The organism is candidate division KSB1 bacterium (assembly GCA_034506395.1).
In the GTDB taxonomy this organism is placed as follows: Bacteria; Zhuqueibacterota; Zhuqueibacteria; order Thermofontimicrobiales; family Thermofontimicrobiaceae; genus Thermofontimicrobium.
Genome location: JAPDPQ010000020.1, coordinates 32,898 through 50,107, shown reverse-complemented (window position 1 = coordinate 50,107; position 17,210 = coordinate 32,898). Strand labels below are relative to the sequence as shown.

General features: G+C 48.5%; 9 protein-coding genes. All 9 read right to left on the bottom strand.

The genetic code is table 11. The annotated features are described in order from the left end of the window. Positions 1-35 precede the first annotated feature (35 nt). Entirely contained in the window at positions 36-1,757 is a 1,722-nt protein-coding gene (locus ONB37_13165) for a sodium:solute symporter family protein (GenBank protein ID MDZ7401106.1), read from the bottom strand. 612 nt (positions 1,758-2,369) lie between these two features. Further along, positions 2,370-4,148 (bottom strand): beta-glucuronidase, encoded by a 1,779-nt coding sequence (gene uidA / locus ONB37_13160; protein MDZ7401105.1) that lies wholly within the window; start codon positions 4,146-4,148, stop codon positions 2,370-2,372. A gap of 373 nt (positions 4,149-4,521) precedes the next feature. Further along, complete coding sequence (locus ONB37_13155; GenBank protein MDZ7401104.1) at positions 4,522-7,053, bottom strand: hypothetical protein; 2,532 nt, start codon at positions 7,051-7,053, stop codon at positions 4,522-4,524. 473 nt (positions 7,054-7,526) lie between these two features. Then, the gene (locus ONB37_13150; GenBank protein ID MDZ7401103.1) at positions 7,527-8,747 is read right to left on the bottom strand and encodes a mandelate racemase/muconate lactonizing enzyme family protein; all 1,221 of its coding nucleotides are present in this window, start codon (positions 8,745-8,747) and stop codon (positions 7,527-7,529) included. Between the two features lie 337 nt (positions 8,748-9,084). Next, on the bottom strand, positions 9,085-10,311 hold the full coding sequence (locus ONB37_13145; GenBank protein MDZ7401102.1) for a mandelate racemase/muconate lactonizing enzyme family protein: 1,227 nt from the start codon (positions 10,309-10,311) through the stop codon (positions 9,085-9,087). Between the two features lie 747 nt (positions 10,312-11,058). Further along, entirely contained in the window at positions 11,059-12,504 is a 1,446-nt protein-coding gene (locus ONB37_13140) for an alginate lyase family protein (GenBank protein ID MDZ7401101.1), read from the bottom strand. A 64-nt stretch (positions 12,505-12,568) separates the two neighbouring features. Next, positions 12,569-13,618 carry a hypothetical protein gene (locus ONB37_13135; GenBank protein ID MDZ7401100.1) on the bottom strand — a complete coding sequence of 350 codons (1,050 nt, stop codon included), beginning with the start codon at positions 13,616-13,618 and terminating at the stop codon, positions 12,569-12,571. A gap of 480 nt (positions 13,619-14,098) precedes the next feature. Continuing rightward, positions 14,099-14,848 (bottom strand): hypothetical protein, encoded by a 750-nt coding sequence (locus tag ONB37_13130; protein ID MDZ7401099.1) that lies wholly within the window; start codon positions 14,846-14,848, stop codon positions 14,099-14,101. Positions 14,849-15,414: 566 nt separating this feature from the next. After that, complete coding sequence (locus ONB37_13125) at positions 15,415-17,058, bottom strand: T9SS type A sorting domain-containing protein (protein MDZ7401098.1); 1,644 nt, start codon at positions 17,056-17,058, stop codon at positions 15,415-15,417. Positions 17,059-17,210 lie beyond the last annotated feature (152 nt).

The window sequence follows — 17,210 nt, the reverse complement described above, 5'->3', positions numbered from 1 at the left end:
TCACGTCTTCCATCTGCCGTTTGCCATCTGCCATCTCACGCCCCCACCCTCGCCAAAACCATCGCCAGCCCAATCAGCAACGCCACAATCACGCACGCCACCAGAAATCCGATGATATCGACTCGATAGCGAGCCCAGGAAAATTTTTTCGGCAGCGACAGCAGATCAACCACCAGTAGCCCATCTTCCACGTCGCTTCTGGCAAGGAATTTTTCCACCAATTTTTCTTTGATCTTCTTCGGAGGAGGAACCTGGGACTCGCCCTCCAGCATGATTTCGATATGCTGATCTTTGAGCCGCTGCTCTTTGCCCACGGGTGTATCCAGCAGCGTATAAAAGTTATGCAACTGTTCTTCGGGTTCGGATCGGGTGAAATGGCTGACCACGATCATAACAACGATGCCCACGGGAACATACAGGGCGATCTGATATTGCAACGGCCATTTCAGATAATTGCCCGTGTAAATGGCAATTGCCGCCATGGACAGGGCGCTGGCAAGGGCGCCATAGCGATTGGCCTTTTTCCAGATCACCCCCGCCCAGAAGGCGATGCCGAGATAGGCGGTTACCTTCCACACCTCCATTAAGCCATGAACCACGCTGGGAAAAATATAGGCGAATAGCAGCCCGCCCAGCACGATCACGCCCGACGAGAGCCGAGCGGTTTTCAACAGCGCCCGATCCGATGCCTGGGGATTGATATATTTCAAATAAATATTTCGAGTGAACAACGCCGAAGCGTGAACCATAAATGAATCGCAGGTGGACATGACGGCGGCAATGAGGGCGGCGACCATCAGGCCGACCAGTCCCACGGGCAGGAGATTTTTAGCAGCGATCCCGAAGGCCAGCTCTCGTTCATGGAAGCCCAATCCTGGGAACAAAAATGCCGCAAACACGCCGACGAACGCCCAGCCCATGGTGGCGAAGCGCTTTAAAAAATTGCCGTAGGTCCAGCCCGTGCGGCAGGCGATCTCGGTCTTGCCTGATCCGCCCACGGCCATGTGATGCGGCTGAACCACAATGCCGATCAACCCATTGATCACGATTGCGATGATGAAGAATAAAGTCACCTCATGAGGCGCCACCAGGCTGAACATGTGTTCGGGCAGCCCCTGATGAATAGCGCTAAGCCCACCCGCCTTGTGAATGGCAAACGGGATGAGCATGAACGAGAGCACCAGGATCAAAAATCCCTGGATCAAATCGGTGACCACCGCAGCGATCAGTCCGCCCGCCAATCCGTAAATCACAAACAGCGCTGTGGCGATCAAAATAATGGTGCTCTCGGACATGACGCCGCCCGTGAGGCCTTCCACCGTAATGCCCGTGCCTTTCAGCATGATGCCGATGTCCATGCAAAAATAGGTGACGCCGATAATGGTGTACAGCACGGCTAGCGTATTGCCATAGCGTTCCTGAAAGAAATCCGCCATAGTCACGTAGCGCAGCCGCCGATAGATTGGGGCCACGATCCAATAGAACGGCGTGGAGAACATCCAGACCCATTGATACCAGATGCCTGCCAGTCCCGTGGTATAGGAGGCGCCAGCGACAGATACGGGCTGATCCGTGTGCGTGCCCACGCCGAACGCCTGGGCGATCATCATGATTTTTCCGAAACGGCGATTGCCCATAAAAAAATCGCCCGAAGATTTGATCTTCTTATGCGTCCAGACGCCCAGATAGGTGATCAGAATAAAGTATGATGCGAGGACGATCAGATCGAGGAGAGAGATTCCAAAAAATGTGGTCATGATTTTTAAATTCCAAAAGACAAAATTCAAATGACAATTAAATTCCAAGCTCCAATAGCCAAATTCCAAACAAATTCCAAATCACAAATTCCAACAGCAGATGTGCAGGCGACTTGTTAGGAATTTGAAATTTTGGAAATTGAATTTTATTTGGTATTCATTATTTATTTTTTGACCAAAAGCCCTGGGTTTGTCATTCCGAACGAAGTGAGGAATCTGATCAACCTCTAATTTATTGGAACAATTAGATTCCTCGACTCCGTTTTGCTCCGCTCGGAATGACAAATTTTGCTGGTTTTCAGTCTGACACTGATCAGTACTACTTTGCCAGATTAATCTGAGTCGTGTCATTCCGAACGAATCCGCCACTTATCGGAGGAGTGAGGATTTTGTATGTACCAAAAACATTATGTGTTAATCAGATTCCTCGCTGCGCTCGGAATGACTTTCGCAAGAATGAATTAAGCTAATCCCACAGTCTGGAAGCGAAGTGAAGAATCTGTAGATGACGAAAATATTATGCCTTGATCAGATTTCTCGCTTCGCTCGAAATGACGCTGTATTCGCTGATGACTTTTAATAATCTGTCTAGGTATCATTAGGATTGAAAATTTACTTCCGATTCCAATGTTCTCGAATAAAAAACGCCGCCGCCTTCGGTTCTCGCTGGCGGTTGAAAACTCCCTTTTTGTTCAAAACGACCCTGCGGAAATGCTGCGCCGTTCGGAAATCAGCAAAGTTCCAGATGTGCTCACCAATGGCAAACGGCAGCGATTCGATGATGTCGAAATATTTCTGGATCAGGTCTGTCTGATACTCCTCGGTGAACAGTTGCGGATAGGTGGCGTGCAGGCCTTCCACCGTATCGGCACCGAATTCGCTCACCAGGATTGGCTTGTGGTATCGTTCGAACAATTGGATCAATTCCTCTCGCAGCACCTCGCCTGCCCGATCGATCTCGCCTGGGATTTCGTACCAGCCCCAGTAGCGATTGATCGACACAAAATCGCAGTACTTATAGACCACATCTTTATCCTTCCACCTGGGAAACGTAGGCAGGGTGAGCGGTCGAGTTGGATCCAACTTTTTAGCCAGGGCGAACAGCTCCGCCCAATACTGGTCAGCCTGTTCCGCATTAGCTTCAGGTTCTCCCCAGATGCCTGGCTCATTGGCCAGGCTCCAGGCGATCACACTGGGGTGGTTCTGATCCCGTTGAATCAGCTCGATGAGCGCCCGACGGTGGCTGTCCAGGGTTTTCTGGTTAGCAAAGCTGAAATTTAGGCTCACCGCAGGCGTTTCGGCGATCACATAGAATCCCAGCCGATCGGCCATTTGCAAGATTTCCTCGGCATAAGGATAATGCGAGGTGCGGAACGAATTGGCGCCGATCCATTTCATTAGTTGAAAATCCTTGACGATCAGCGGCGGCAACAGCCCCTTGCCGATCACGGCAAAATCCTCATGCTTGCCAAAACCCTTGAGAAAGAGAGGCTGGCCATTGATCAGCAATCCCTGCTCGGTGACCTCGATCTCCCGCACCCCCACCTCCAACTCGTACTCATCGATCAGCTTGGCATTTTCAAACAATTCCAATTGCATCCGATACAGAAACGGATGCTCGTGACTCCAGAACTGGCAATCGGGAATTTCAAGGGCGCCTTCGAGCCGATTTTCTTGCAATCCATAATTCGTTTCAAGCAATTTTCGTTGTCGATCCCAGATGGTGATCTTTAGTTGGGTGGATTCAGCCTGTCCGCTGAATTGCACTTGAAAGTTGATCAGTCCCTTGTTTCCAATGATATTCGTTTGTATCCTGACATACTCGATATGATGCGGCTGCAGGGCGATGATTTTCACGGGCCGATGGATGCCTCCGTACGGAAAGAAATCGAACACAGTCGGTGGAAAAGTCTGGTAGCGCTGGCGATGAAACGCCTGGTAATCCTCGGCCGTCACGCCCTGGGGGATGGTGTCGTGCGTCAGAGTGTTATCGACGCTGACGACCAGCAAATTCGGCTGATTCTTTTTGATATGTGCGGACATGTCGAATTCAAAGGGCAGATAGCCGCCGAAATGCTCGCCGAGGAACTCGCCGTTGAGCCAGACGCTGGCATGATGATCGGCCGAGCCAAATCGGATATAGAGCTGATGATTGGCCAATGCCTGGGGAATTTGAAACTGTTTTTGATACCAGATTTTGCCGATGTAATTCATCAGCCCCAGCTCGGCTAATTGTTCGTTCCAACTGCCTGGAACGGCGATGAGAGCATCTGGCTCGAAGCCGTTCATCCATTGCTCTGGCTCGCCCCTGTTCTCGGGATCAACTTTGATTTCCCAGAATCCTGATAGGTCGATTACGGTTCTGCATCGGTTCATTTGCGGATAGAGCATGTCCTTCGTCCTTTGCTGGTCAGATAGCGGAGTTAAGGGATCAGATTTTGTGATGATATTTTTTTCCAATCCGCCGACTGGCGGAAAACAACCCAACGGATAAGCTTGATTTTTGGTTTATAAATTTAGATTTTGGAATTGAGTTTTATTCAAATTTTTTCACCAACGGATAGAAACAACCCAACGGATGATCTTATTTTTAGATTACCAAAATTGTCCCACAGAACACACGAAAGGGCACGGAAACTATTTTTTGATATTAAACTTTCGTGTCATTCTGCGTTTTTCGTGGGCTGAAATTTTTTTCCAACGGATTGAAATAACCCAACGGATTTTGACATACTTATTCGGATATTATTTAAACCCACGATTTTTAATATATCCGAACTTCCAACAACGATCTTGCTGGCAAAACCAATGCGATCCGCTGGCCCTTCTCTCTCATCAAAAATTTTGATTCATGTGCAGCTTGCTCAGATCGATATGTTAATTGGTACGTCCCAGGCGCAAGCTGCCACAGACGCATGTTAATTTCATCTTGCTCGTTCGAATGCGAATAAATTTGCACGCTGAGATGATCCTTTCCCGACTCCGTGACCAGTGCCGTGAAATTTTCATCAGTCCCTTCCCAGGAGACAGCGTAGTAGGGCGACATGCCTTCGGTAACGCCATCCCCCGTGAGCATCGCTTTGAGATGATGGGCGCCACGAACATACACCCGATCGGTGTGCAAAACCTCGTAAGTTAGGAGCGGCACATTGTAGCGAACGCTCTCCAGCAACACTTGCAATCCTTCCAGCAGATGGTTTTCATCCCCAGTCAGACGATAGCGCAGATAAGGGGAGCCATAGCGATGGATCAGATGATCGTAGCGGGTATCGCCCGAAATGAATCGCCATTGGCCAACCACGCTCCAGAAGGTTTCGTCGTCACGCAACTTGGCGACGGCCCATTCAGGCGAACCAGGGGGCCTCGGCGCATTTTTTTCGTTGGAATGCTGGCTACCCTCTTGCGAGGAGATCAAATTCAATGAAGCGAACAGCGGCGTCAGCAGCGTCGTGTCCTGGGTCAGTGTGTAGGTGAACAGCAGTTGATCCAGCATCATGCTGCCCTTGTGCGCTTCCCAGTCATAATAATCCCAGAACATGTTGGCTTTATACCAGGTAGGCTCGTCGGCGTTCAGCGCCTCATCAGGGAATCGAACCGAGGCGGGAATGATGCCAGTGGGCTTGCCTTTATCCGTGCGCATGGCAGCATTCACCCAGGCCAGTGACCATTCGTGAAGCAATTGAATAGCCTCAGGTTCATGTGTCCTCCAGGCGAAATAGCGAATTGCTTTTACAGCACGGGTGTTGTATTCGTGGTCCCGATTCCTGGGCGGATCGGTTATCACCTCTCGGGAGCTGAACCAGGTCGACCGAAAAAACCGATGCCCCTTTGGCGTGATTGCCGTCCACAGCGTATCAAAATAATGGAGCGATGGCTGCAAGCGCTCCAGGAACAGCGGATCATCGCTGAAGAGGATCATATCGGGAGCGGTATCAGCAATGTACTCCGAAGCATGTTCCACATCACGGGCGTGCCTGCAATAGCCCTGATAGACATCGGGACTGTTCCAGACGCCATCTGCCAGCTTGCGCCAGCCATTGAAAGCGATAGTATCCCCAGCCAGAATCAATGGTGTCCACCAGCGCAGCGATTCCACGTCGTCGTCCAACTTTCCGCCGAGCTCGCCGTTAGGGGCCTGCCGTTCTTTTACCCACCAATGGGCAATATGGCGCAAACGACACAGAGCTTCTCGCTGGGCGAGAGACCATAGGGGTGCTCCAGATGTTTTCTCTAACTGATCGCACGGATCGGGCTGGTCAATTTTTTTGCCATTGTACATGGCCAGCAGCGGGTCATGGGGATAGCGCTGATAGAGGGCGGCCAAATCACGCCGTGCTCCTTTGATTTCATTTTGGCCATGACGTTCTTCGCCGAGCCAGTAAAGCAGCGTTCCCCGCAGCCAGAGCGCCCGTTCGTAGAAATAATACTTTTCCGCATCGGGTCGATCGAGCAATCCGTCCAGCAGCATCAATGCCTGATGGTAGCGATCGAAAATGCCCATGCCTGTCTTCTGTGTGGCCCAGCTCCAGCCCATCATGTTTTTCAATTGCTCAGCGAGACTCAGCAGCTCGATTTGTTCCACCCAATAGATAATAAAATTATCCCTCGGCTGCTGGGCTGATAGTTTTTTCAGATCAATGAGCAGGCTATCGAGCGACAGGGTTGCTCCATAGCGCCCCGCCTGTTTGAAGCGGCCGATGAGCTGATGATGAATTGGTTTGTTAGGAAGCGGATCAGGCATGAGGGTGAAACCCAATAGCCGAACCGAATCTCGCTGGCAGGTCATAAGAAATTGCAGCCCATCCTCGTGGACAGCCACATGGCCGTGAAACAGCCGATAGATATACTGGATTTCAGTTCGCCCCTCGGCAGGCGGCGCAAATGCTTGCCAATGCAAATTCCTTTTTTCTCCATTGATTGCAATGGAAACGGTGCTCGAGTCTTCCACGCCTGCTTCCAGCCACAACGTCAGCCACCAATTGCCCTCTGTCAGATCGGCTCGGAAGCTGATTTCTTGCCCGACCACACCATCGATAGTAAACTCAGATCGGGATCGCTCCAATCCGCTGCGAACAAAGGCACGATCGGGTCGAGCCAGCCAGCCAAAACCGTTGCGGGGTTCATAGATCATATCGGGTGTCAAAAGGATCGTTCTCTTTTGCACAGCGCTGTTTTCAGCGCCCGCATCGAATCGAAAGCAGGCAAGCGAACGGGAACCACATTCTGACCCACCCAGAATGAGATTCAGTAGAATCGAAAGAACAAATGGCCATAGAAGCGATATTGATTTTCTCATTTAACCTTCTCATTAAAAGGTTCTAAACTTTTACAGGGAAAATTTCAATTTCTGAGACCTTTTAATCCACCAGTAGGCAATTGGCGTCAACTTAAGAGAACAATGTCATTCTGAGCGATCCGCCAACTGGCGGAGAGCGAAGAATCTCTTGATTAAACGAAATTAGGTGCGCTTATTGAAGGGATTCTTCGTCGCTTCGCTCCTCAGAATGACAGCGCCTTCCTGAATATTCGCTTATGTTGACGCCAATTGCCAAAGGGCGGGCCGTCCCACCAATTGGCGGACGGTTCTGTGACCAAACATTTTAGGACAAATTGCCAATTTGTCTTACACTTTAGCGAGAACACCCTTGCGAAGGTTCTAAACCTTCGCAAGGATTTTAATATCGTTACTTTTTAAGATTCCAAATTCTGAGACCTTTCATTTCTGCGACCAAACATTTTATTGGACAAATTGCCAATTTGACCTGCAATTTATTTCGCCAGCTTCTCGACCCTTTTTTCATTGATCACCAACCCCAGCCCAGGCAATTCGGGCAGCAGCAATTTGCCATCTTTGAATGCAATCTGAGTGTCAAACACGCTCAGCACTTCACGATAGGAATCCAGCTCCACGAATTCCAGAAATGGTCCAGCATTGGAAATCGATGCCATCACATGGAGCGACGCCGCCGTACCCAGAGTCGGTTTAGTGTTGTGCAGCACCAGGGCTTTGAAGAACGTTTGGCCGAGTGCTGCGATCTTTTTCACCTCGGTAATCCCGCCCGCTTTGATCACATCGGGCTGAATGATATCGGGATTGGCCTCGAGAATAAGGTCCCGCATCTGCCAACGGGTGTAGCATTTCTCGCCCGCCATCACGGGAATATCCATCGCTCGCACCACTTCTGCAAGATCACGATGGTCTTCCAGTGGGCAGGGGCTTTCATAATATTTCATGCCCATGTTTTGCAGTTCCTTGCCCACCTGAATCGCCCTGGCCGCTGTGTAGCCCTCATTGGGATCGACAAATATTTCCACCTCATCGGGCAGCGCCTTTCGCAAGGCAGTGTAATATGGGATAGTGGGATCAGGAATGGGGTCCAGGTTGTACTCTCTGATCTGCATCCGCAATTTGATGACTTTAAAACCCAAAGCCACAACCTTCTGGGCCCGTTCGATCGCTTCCTCGACCGACACCTTGCCGCCATTCAAGGGAATGCCACAGTAGGCGGGCATCTCTTTGCGATAACAACCTCCCAGCAATCGGTACACAGGCACGTTCAAAACCTTGCCTTTGATATCCCACATCGCCAGATCCAACCCAGCGATGGCATACGGCAGGGCGCCTGCGGGCCCCAGGTCGTGCTCGCCCCAGAACAGTCGATCCCATAATGGCTCGACATTGAACGGATCCTGCCCGATCACCACTTTTTTCAATTTGTCGTGGATGAACGCTTCGATCACGGGTCGGCTATTGGAACTGGCTTCGCCCCAGCCGTTAATATCCGTGTTAGTCTCCAGCTTGATAAGGATCGCCCTTGCCAGCTTATATGTCTTGACATCCGTAATTTTCAGATCGGATACTTTTGGCAGCGGATTAAATTTATCATCCTGCGGCTTGATGGCAGCCAGTGGCGTTGCCATGGCAAAAGTTCCTGCTGCCGTTAATCCCAGAGCGGAAAGGAAATTTCGACGATTGAGTTGGTTGTTCATGGATATTCCTGAGTCAAATTTATTTTATCATAGCGTTTGTCATCCGATGGGCAAATTCCAAATTACAAATGGCCAAATTCCAAATAAATTTCAATTACTAAATTTCAATGATCAAAACTTCATGCAAAAAATAAAACGATTGGTCTGGTAATTGAAAAAAGCCACTCGGTTTGATTTAATTATGCCCCCCTGCCCTGGAGGGCACTTACTTCGGTCGCTTCAAAGGAGGACTTTTAGCGATTTCCCCCCTTTGAAGGGGGGCCAGGGGGGATGTCAAATTTACAAACCTAATTACCATTCAAATTTCTGAGACCTTCGCAAGGGTAATTCCACTTTTCTAAATCTTGTACTTTTTCACATCCGCTGGATCCAGATCTATGCCCAGCCCTGGCGTTTCTGGCATCTCGATATAGCCATCCTTTACGGGAAATAGCGGCAGGGCGGGATTGTATTTGCTTTCCACCATGGGATAGGTTTCCATGATCAAGGCGTTGGGAACGGAACCCAGCAGGTGGATCGCCATGTGCGGGCTGCCATGCGGCGCCACGGGGATATGAAATGCCGACGCCAGTGCGGCGATCTTGCGGTACTCGGTAATGCCGCCCGCCTTGACCGTATCCAGGTTCAAGATATCGGCGGATTGATTCACGATCAAATCCCGACAGCCCCAGATGGTATATTCGTTTTCCCCAGCGACGATCGGAATATCCAGTTCCCGTTTGACTTCAGCGCAGCCAGCAAAATCATCGGGTTCGACAGGCTCTTCGAACCAGAAGATATTGTATTTCTCGACCGCCCGCCCAAAGCGAATGGCTTCGTACGCCCGCCATTTATTGTTGGCATCGATCAGCAGGTCGACATCGGGACCGATGGCATCACGGACGGCTCGCACCCGTTCCACATCGGTATTGAAATCAGCGCCGCCCACCTTCATTTTAACTGCCCGAAATCCTTCTTTGACATAGCCCTCCATCTCCTTCGCCAGATCGGAAATGGATTTGTTCTCTTCATAGTAACCGCCAGCCGCATACACTCGAATTTTGGTGCGACAGGCGCCCAGCACTTTGTACACAGGCAAATTGAGCGCTTTGCCGATGATATCCCAGATCGCCATGTCGATCGAGCCCATGACCTCGATATATTCCCCTTTGGCCACTGGCTTGCGATTTTCATGATACATCCGATCCCAGATGCGCTCCACAAAAAACGGGTTTTCATCCTTGACAATTTTTTTAAAAAGGGATTGAATCATGCTGCGATTACCTTTTGGCAAGCTGCGCCCCACGATTCCCTGGTTGGTATGGAGCTCCAGTTGCGTCATCTGGGGCGAACCACCGCCCGTGTGGATGATCGAATTCCATTTGCGGGGCAATTGCCCTGGGAATTTCAAATCCAGAAAGTTGAGCTCAGTGATACGAAGATTGTCAATCGATTGCTTTGCCTGGCTCAAGACATTTGAAGTGGCGGCCCAGCTCGGCGTGATCATCGAAGCGGCGCCATAGCCTCCGATTGCCCCAAGAACTGTTTTCAGGAAATTACGACGTTTAAGGTCATGGAATTTCATGTTAAAATCTCCTATAATATTTTTCACAAACTCTGCCACAGAGACTCAGAGATCACAGAAAAGCATAATGTCAGCCAGAGAGTAATCATCAAAAATCAGTTAGCTGAAATAAAGAAAACACCTAAAATAATCCTACAGGAAATTGGAAAATGGTTTACCAAGCGTAACATGGTCTATCAGATTTATACTTTGTACGGGCATAAAACGAACTTTCATGTCATTGCGAGCGAAACGGAGTGAAGCGAAGCAATCCTTTGAGACTAAGCACTCAAAAGATTGCTTCGGCAAAAAACGCCTCGCAATGACAATAAAAAAATGTTCAATTTGTGACCGTTTGCAGTATAATCCAGCGTCCTAACTGATACAAAACCTTATTAACCTTAGTAACAAGCCCGAGCCAGGACAGCACGAACCTTATTACCTTATCAGAAATAATGCTTGAAAGAAAAATAAGCGAATAAGGTTTAGCATTGGTAGATCATCATGGGCTACTAAGGTTACTAAAGTCTAATGGATTTGATCTATCAAACCGAACTTTAATAGCTTACATCGATCAGAAATAAAATCGTGTTGGACAAGATTAATTCCTTCTCGATTTGAATATTTCATCATAATTAGATTACGGTGGAAACCATTTATTAATCCTTCAAGAAATTATGAAATGATTTAGTCAGCTTGACACTGATTGCCGATTAGCGGACGGATTCTTGCAATGACCCATTTATTTTTATTTTGCAGGAGCGATATTCACTTCTGCACAATCAATTTCTTCGTCTCTGAAAAATCCCCTTCCTGCAATCGGCAAAAATAAATACCGCCTGGCAAATCCCTGGCATTCCAGTTGATCTGATATTGCCCATCGTTCTGGTATTGATCGACCAATAACGCTATCTCTTGGCCCAGCAGATCATAAATCACTAACTTTGTGTGACTCGATTTTAAAAGCTGATACTGAATAGTCGTTACCGAATTAAATGGATTGGGGTAGTTCTGAAATAATTTGAAATGCAACGGCTGCAGGCCTGCTGCGGCGAAAATGGCCGATGGCTCAAATAGGTCGCCCTTATTTAAAGTGATATACTCATCGCCCTCTCTGCCGACCTGTGGCCTGTTTAATTGAATCCAATTCTTCATGCTCGCATCGAGCGCAAAATGAATGTTGGCCAATTCATAGCAATTTCTCCGCTTTTTGCTCTTATTGGGATTGCTGTGCCAGGGGAAGGGTGCGTTTTCGATGTCCCAGCGATAATATTGTTCAATCAACTCTTTGAGGGTGGCGCCCTCCTCGGTCGCATCGTGCCAGAAATTGAATCCCACGTAACGGGCAATTTCCAGGCATTGGGTCATGGTCGTCAGTGCATAAGCGGTGTAGGTTAAGCCGCTGCTGCCATCGTTGCGGACCACTTCTCGTGGCAAGTACACCCCACGGTGATCCTTTTTGATCTTCCAGCCTGGACCTGGATTTTGAACAAAATGATCGGTGCGGCTGAAAAAGTAGCTCTTTAATTGAACCAATCCTTCTTTCAACAGCAGCGTATCTTCCAGCACCACGGCGGCGGCCAGCACCCCCAATAGTCCCGCATCTTTCCAGTTATTGTCTTTATGGCGCATGACATCGATGGTATGGATCAGGCAATTATTTCGCCACCAATATTTGAAGTTGATCCGCTCGGAACTGGTCCAGCCTGCATAGTCATGAATCAGGTCAGCGGCGTACAGCATGGGTGAGAACCATGAGCCAAGCTGCAACCCTCGATCGCCACCCGTGAATGTCGTCATCCTGTTCGCCCAATTCATCAACACTTCCCTGGCTTTTTCGGCGTAGATCGGATCACCTGTTAAGGCATACGCCAGGCCGCAGGTGTACGCCGCATGGCAATTGCGCCACAGCCATTCCCTCATTTGATCGAGATTGGAATTTGGCTCGTAGCCACCCATAATATTCATGGTATCAGGGGCATCGGGCACAAAATTGAGCTGAACCGCCGCCTCGGTCAACAATTTGGCAAAGGCCGTGTGCTGCGGTTCGATCTTGCTGCTGATGCGCTGCTTGATGATTTCCAATTCATTTGAATTTATCACCGTCATTGGATGATTGAATTGGAAGCCAGCAAGCGAAATATTGTATGCCTCCCGCCAGGGTTCGGGTGAATCAGGAAAAGTCTGTGCGCTCACGAAAAATGGAATTAGCATCAAGGCACAGAAGGCAAGTTTACATCGCAGTTTTGGGAATGAATTCATAGCTGACCTGGTAGAATTATAAAGCTGGCGCCAAATCCCAACTGGGGTGATTAGTCAAATTCCTCAAATTTTTGCCGTCAATTCCGATCTCATAAATTTCCGAATCCTCGAATCGCATCGACTCAAACAATATCGATTTTCCGTCTGGCAAGAATATCGGATTATGATTGATATAGTTCAAGTTCTGGGTTAGATTTTTCACCTTTTTCGACTTCACGGGAACCAACATCAGATCACGGTATTTCATGCCTCGGATGTTGGAGCTGAACAGGACATATTTGCCATCGGGTGAAAATTGGGGCGCTACGTCATGAGACTTGTGTTCAAACAAAAGGACCAATTTTTTATCCGATAGATTCAAATAATAAATATCAGAGCTGCCACGGCGATCCGAGCAAAAGGCAATTTTGGCACCATCGGGTGAAAAGGCTGAATTCGAATCATTCCCCGCATCATCGGTGAGTAATTCTTGCTGGGAGCCATCGGCATTCATCAGGCCGATGGACGTGGTTTTTCCCCGCCTGGTGGTAAAACAGATTTTCGAGCCGTCTGGGGAAAATTCTGGCTCAGTATCATCGAAATTATTTTGCGACAGATTCTTTCGATCCGAACCATCACGGTTCATGCGAAAGATCTGATGACGTCCTTCTACTTTGTCGACGAATATGATATATCGATCATCAGGAGCGAAACGGGGCTGGGGCTGATCGATTTGCACCTGCGTGAGCGGCGTGGCAACTGTGTCGCCCAATTGCAAGGCATACAAAGTTCTTTGCATTTGATAGAGTGTCACAAAAAGCACGGTTTTCCCGTCATGCGAAACCACGGGATTTGAAAACGACCGAATGCCGTGAATGTGTCGGGTGAGATTGCGTGGCTGACTGTCATCCCGATTCATGGAAAAGACATCGAATTCACGGGGAACGGCCTCTCGATTCGATAAGAATAAAATCCGATCGATCTGGCGCTGACTGATGGCTGTCTTTTTTTGACAGGCGTAGATCAAAATAATGGTGCAGCAAATTACAGCGAGTGGAACAAAAGCCATTCGGTACAAAAACATCATCCTTTTATTGTCCTTTCTCATCTGAATAATTTATAGCCGCAGAGACTCAGAGCACACAGAGTTCTTCTTTTTAGAAAATTATGGGAAGAAATTTCCTCTATATTCGCTAAATGATTTTGATGGCGGATAATTAGTTTCTATTGCAAAAATGAAAATCAAAAGAAACGATGTGATTCCTGTCCGCTAGTTGGCGGACAGGCGTGACAATTTATCCTGTTTTGGTAATTTTGAAACAAGAATTAATTATCCCCAGGCTATTCATCTTCTGCTCTGTGACCTCTGTGCCTCCGTGGCAAAATTTGTAAATATTACGTGGAGCATTATATATATTACATTTGAACTGTCATTCCGATCCGCCAATCGGCGGAGAGGAATCTGGTTTTCAAGCAACTATTGAATTTACAGATTTCTCCCCGCCAACTGGCGGGTCGAAATGACACCGATAAGTAACCTATTTCGTGCTCTTACTAATAATACAGGCTAAAATAGCTGATAACCCAGGCTGATCAAATACATCGAAACGGAACGTTCCTCTCCCAGAATCCGATTTTCTCGGCTGAAAATTTGGGGAAACACTTTTTCCGACAGCGTACGAGTCCCTTCGAAGCGAGGGGTGTTCAAAGACAAATAACTGAATCCAAGCTGCCACTTTTTAAACAAATTGAGGCTCAGGCCCAATTCATAGCCGAAATCCCGAGCGAATTCGAAGCTGGTGTGTTCCGCTTTCACATCGCCGATCATCCCCGATCGGGAAGCAGCTTTGGAAAAGTTAATGCCGCCCTGCAAAAAGACCGCCGCACCAACATCAGACAAAAATTGATACTCGTAACGCAATCCCGTCATCACGGGGAAATTGATCCAGGTGCCCGTCTCGTAAATGATATCGACGCTATCGCCCATGAAATGCTCGAATGCAGCTTCGGCCGTGGTCGGGTCCGTGCTGTTGGCCAGCAAGCGCAAACTGATCACCCAGCCCAGGCCAGACACCAACACGGGCGTGTTCAGCTCGATGCCGAGGCCATAGCCCGCCTTTGCCAGTCCCACATATTCGCCGATATCGAACCCCGAACGCCTGGTCAAAATTGGATTCTCGCCGACCTTCTTGGCGAAATCACCAGCGGGCAGGCTGCCATAGGCAGAGACTAGCAGGGAGACATAGTCAGTTTGGGCGTAGAGCAGGCTGGATAGCAGCATCAGGACGATCAGTTGCCCGAACAAGAATCGTTTCATGATTGGCTCCGTTGAAATTCGTTTCTGATCTAATAATTAGTGCTTGAACGAAAACTCACCATTCTGTCATTTCGACCGAAGGGAGAAATCTGTGACTCCAATATTTGTGTAAAGAACAGATTCCTCACTTCGTTCGGAATGACATCTTTGCTACAAATTCTATAGTTTTCGTTTAGGCACTAATTAGCAGTATTTAGTCAGATTAAAGGACGATATGTCGTTCCGAACGGATCCGTCCGCCAATCGGCAATTGGCGTCAATTTAAGCGAACAATATCATTCTGATCCGCCAACTGGCGGAGAAGAATCTCTTGATTTAACGAAAGTAGGTGCGCTTATTGAAGGGATTCTTCGTCGCTTTGCTCCTCAGAATGACAGCGCCTCCCTGAGTATTCGATTAAGTTGACGCTTATGGCCAATCAGCGGACAGGGAGAAATCTGGTTGGCCAATTAACTGGTGGAGAATTATAGATTCCTCACTCCGTTGCACTCCGTTCGGAATGACAGCTCAATACGATGAACAATCCTTGCGAAGGTTTGAAACCTTCGCAAGGGTTGCAAACCAATTTATTTCATCAATAACATCTTCCGTGCCAGGACTCGATCATTGGTTTCCAGACGATAGATGTACGTGCCGCTGGGGACCATTATCCCCGCATCATTCCGACCATCCCATTTGGCCACATACGAGCCAGCATCCTGGTTTTGGTTGACCAGAGTTCGCACTTTCTGGCCCAGTACATTGTAAATTGATAGAGTGACAGCGCCACGTTTATTTAGACTATAGGGTATCGATGTGGTCGGATTGAACGGATTGGGATAATTTTGAGCTAAATAGAATTCGGTTGGATGGACTTTTTTACCAAATTCCACCTTAGTCACCCAGGTTTCCCACTCAGCCTTTTTAGCTGGGAACCAATTCAGATCGCCAGCAGGGAAGCCGCCCATGGCATGTGTGTAGGCAGCAAAGGTCGCTGCATAATCGAAATTATAATCATCGGCTGGCGGACCAAAAGTCTGGGGATTATCGGTCAACGTACCCACCCCATTGCGATCGACTCGAAAATCGGGGTTATTGTTATTGGCGTAGTTATCATTGAACCGATGCTCCATGTAAGCCAATAGCTTATCCGTTTCTGGGCCATCCGAGAAAACAACATCTTCATAGATGTTATTTTCGGCGACCATGTTCGGAAAAGTGGCAATAAAGCGTTCAGCGGTCGCATCGATGAAGCGATAGAAATCCAGCGAATCCTTGCTCTGAATCCAGGCTTTGACCTGTGGAGACCAGCCCATAACGTTATTTTTAATCGTATAAGTCCGCTGGTCATCCGTTGCTAAATTTGGAGCCTTCAATGAATCAATGGGAACTGCCACCTCACCAGTCGAGTCCACTGACCACAGGTCTCGTCCTTCATAGCCAAAATCGAGCATCAAATTATTGGTAAAGACGCAATTGATAGCCCGATCCACATCGAATTCGCCACTATTGCCAGCAGTCATGACCAAAGTGCAATGATCCATGAGGAAATTTTTGATGATGCCGCCACCGCTGCGCACTGGATCGGTGGAACTGTTGTAAAATGTGCTATTCTGGATAAAAATAGTATCCTGCGTATTGCCACGGGTATCGATAAAGCGGCCGTTGTTGGGATCAGATAGGAGAAAGGAATTGGCAAAGATCGTATTGGTAATGTAAAGTTTTTGGCCCTCGGCATTCATCCGAACCGTGGCCTGGGCATCGCCGTCGACATAGCAGTCATCGATGATAAACTTGCCGTTCTTTTTATCGCAACGAAAGGCATTGCTCTCCACCTGGTTCCCCAGATTGTCGATGCCCGAGAGATACAGGCCTCTCCATTCGGCGTCAGAAGCAGGCCTAAAATAACGAAGCGAAGTGCCAGTTTGCCCCGCCGTAGCAATGAGCACTGGTTTGGGGCCGTCTCCTTTGGCCGCTACGATGCGAAGGGGGATGCTGAGCCCCCGAATGGTTCCGTTGAGCAGGTAAAAGCCGCCTCGTTCTAATCGGTAGACCCGATTGGGATTCGCAGGCACACCACCTGTTAGCGTATCGCCTTCAACCGCCAGATTTAATGTTTCATACCCCTGGGCGACATCCAGGGTGTCCTGGGCGAACAAAACGCCCGATTCGGCCAGCATCATGCAGAAGGCTATGGCGGTTAAAAACAGAGCGGTAAATATTTTCTTCATCGCATGTTCCTCCAATTGGTTGGTTTTTGATTTCCGTAATAAAAATGGTAATCGATCACAAGGTAAATAGAGTTGAACAGCTAAGCCTACATTTCTTTGACATCCCCCCTTACCCCACTTCAAAGGGGGGGAACATTAAAAAGTCATCCGCT

Coding starts and splice junctions, on each gene's coding strand:
- ONB37_13165 (MDZ7401106.1), bottom strand. CDS start 1,757: ATGACCACATTTTTTGGAATCTCTCTCCTCGATCTGATCGTCCTCGCA.
- uidA (MDZ7401105.1), bottom strand. CDS start 4,148: ATGCTCTATCCGCAAATGAACCGATGCAGAACCGTAATCGACCTATCA.
- ONB37_13155 (MDZ7401104.1), bottom strand. CDS start 7,053: ATGAGAAAATCAATATCGCTTCTATGGCCATTTGTTCTTTCGATTCTA.
- ONB37_13150 (MDZ7401103.1), bottom strand. CDS start 8,747: ATGAACAACCAACTCAATCGTCGAAATTTCCTTTCCGCTCTGGGATTA.
- ONB37_13145 (MDZ7401102.1), bottom strand. CDS start 10,311: ATGAAATTCCATGACCTTAAACGTCGTAATTTCCTGAAAACAGTTCTT.
- ONB37_13140 (MDZ7401101.1), bottom strand. CDS start 12,504: ATGCTAATTCCATTTTTCGTGAGCGCACAGACTTTTCCTGATTCACCC.
- ONB37_13135 (MDZ7401100.1), bottom strand. CDS start 13,618: ATGATGTTTTTGTACCGAATGGCTTTTGTTCCACTCGCTGTAATTTGC.
- ONB37_13130 (MDZ7401099.1), bottom strand. CDS start 14,848: ATGAAACGATTCTTGTTCGGGCAACTGATCGTCCTGATGCTGCTATCC.
- ONB37_13125 (MDZ7401098.1), bottom strand. CDS start 17,058: ATGAAGAAAATATTTACCGCTCTGTTTTTAACCGCCATAGCCTTCTGC.